This is a genomic window from Variovorax sp. P4_D9 (genome assembly GCF_056401695.1).
Window position 1 is genome coordinate 1 of sequence record NZ_JBFUIU010001190.1, and the last position, 2,120, is coordinate 2,120.

General features: G+C 59.9%; 1 protein-coding gene and 1 pseudogene. Both read right to left on the reverse strand.

What is annotated here, in order from left to right:
* Window positions 1-250: 250 nt before the first annotated feature.
* Window positions 251-334: pseudogene (locus tag AC1DY5_RS52810) on the reverse strand (hypothetical protein); the annotation flags it as partial.
* A 27-nt stretch (window positions 335-361) separates the two neighbouring features.
* Window positions 362-1,633: a porin gene (locus AC1DY5_RS52815; RefSeq protein WP_478122215.1), complete on the reverse strand. Its 1,272-nt coding sequence runs from the start codon at window positions 1,631-1,633 to the stop codon at window positions 362-364.
* Window positions 1,634-2,120 lie beyond the last annotated feature (487 nt).

Consider the following 2,120-nt stretch of genomic DNA (forward strand, 5'->3'; position numbering starts at 1 on the left):
GTACAAGGCCCATGGGCAGCAGCAATTTGGGGATGTTCATCCACCCGAGTTTCAAGCGGCTCAGGAAGTTCGCCAAGGGGCGCGGCCCTCGGAACTGCCAACTAGTACCCGTTCCGAGACTCAAATTGTGAAATGGGCGCCACGATGCCGCTGACAAAAAAATCTGACAAAACTGACAAAAGCCCCTCGAAAACCAGAAAGAGGCCAGGGRGGGCACTGCGTCACTTTTTGCACTGAAATCAAATGGATCCAGCATGCTCATCTGTGCGCGGCTCTCGATCTGGAAGACACCGACCGTGTCCGCTTTGCAAATCATGTCGTAGCTCACCGGATCTTTGCGTTGAGCCCCCGCGCTTACGGATTAAAAGGCATGACGGATCCCGAGGTCGTACCCAGATGAAGTCTTCGGGGTCAGTGGACCGGTCACGCCTGCAACTGGCCGGACGAAGTTCGCGGTGCCACCCACCAGCAGGTCGGCGCCATTCTTGTTGTTGATGCGAGCAACCGTTGCATACAGCGCCGTACGCTTCGACAGGTTGTGAACGTAGCCGATGGCGACCTTGTCAGCCTTCGGGTCGCTGCGCACGCCGAAGACCTGGTTCAGTGCACCCAGAGTGTCGCTGTAGTCGACGGCCGAGTAGGCGACGCGGATCAGACCAGGCCCAACCGGCACGGTTGCGCCGAGCAGCCAGCCCTTAGCGCTGGGATCAGTCACGCCTAAGACGCCTGCAACGGTGAGGGCGGACACGTCGTTCTTGAGCTTGGCATCCGAATACTCGCCGAACACCTTGACGACGCCGAAGTCGTACGAGGCACCCAGGCTCCACGTGTCGAGATTCTGCGTGATGCCGCGGTAGAAGTTGCTGGCCACGGTGGATTCACTGTAGGACACAGCGACGTCGAGCGGGCCGTTGGCGTAGCCGACGCGACCTCCGACGTAGCGTCCTGCACGTGCGTTGTTGCCGATGGCTGCGAGTGCCGGGTTCGCGATGATCGCGGCAGCGCCGGGAGGCGTCACCGTGCCCGGATCGTACGAGACCTGCTCGTTGAAGGCGTACATGAACTGGCCATAGAAGCCACCCAGGTTCGGCGGCAGGAAGTAGCCGACCGAGTTACTCGCGCTTCTGTATTGGTTGTTCGCCGTGAAGCCGTTTGTGAGCGCACCGCTGGAACTGAAGCCGTTGGCTGTCACGATGATGCTGCTACCCACGCCGCTGGGCCCGAAGGGGTCAAAGACGTTGTCATTCCAGAAGGTCGGGGTGAAGTCCCGGCCGAGACGGATCTCTCCGAAGACGCCGGACAAACTCACCGTTGAACGACGGTTGAAGCTCAGACCGCCACCGGAGGCAGCGCCCGTGCCGGTGTCGGTGTTGATAGCGGCTTCCAGCCAGAAGCTGGCTGCCAAGCCGCCACCGAGGTCTTCTGTGCCACGGAAGCCCAGACGGCTGGCGTTGTATCCCGAACTGCTTAGCACGCTTTGGCTGGTCTTGAAGGAGTTGCCTAGCCCGTTTTCTGTCTTGTTTTCATAGTGGCTCACGGCAGCGTCAACCACCCCAAACAGCGTGACGGTCGATTGGGCTGAGGCGACCCCGGCAGCAGCCAGAGTAGCCAGAGCGACAAGAGATTTATTCATTGAAAGTCTTTCCAAGGTTAGCCACGGCATCAGTTACTGGACATCCAAGTTCGCCAGCTTCTCCGGACTCGTCATGCTCGCCGGGCGAAAACAAATCTGGCGATGCAAACAAGAACGATGGAGCACCTCACACCAGTTGCCCGAGCGCATGGCTGCGGCAGTCCGACACGAGACCCTGCGTGCCGCTGGGAGCCACGGACGTGCCGCTCGGCTGGCTGTTGGAGTCCGTCGCACGGTCGCGTCCTCGCACGGGCGTCCCCTTGGGTCCAGACACCTCTCGATGAGGCAGACCGGCGTCCAGTGGCGCCGAATCAGTTGATCCATCCACTCGCTTTGCTTAGAGCGTCGACCAACAGCACAGACTCTTTGTGGTTTTGGTCCATCAGGGCGAATCCCAATGTGAAGCGGTCGCTCCAACCAAAAGGTGGGAAAGTCTCCATGGTTCTTCTTCGCATGTGAGTGCCAGTCCTGCGCTATTCGTACTCTG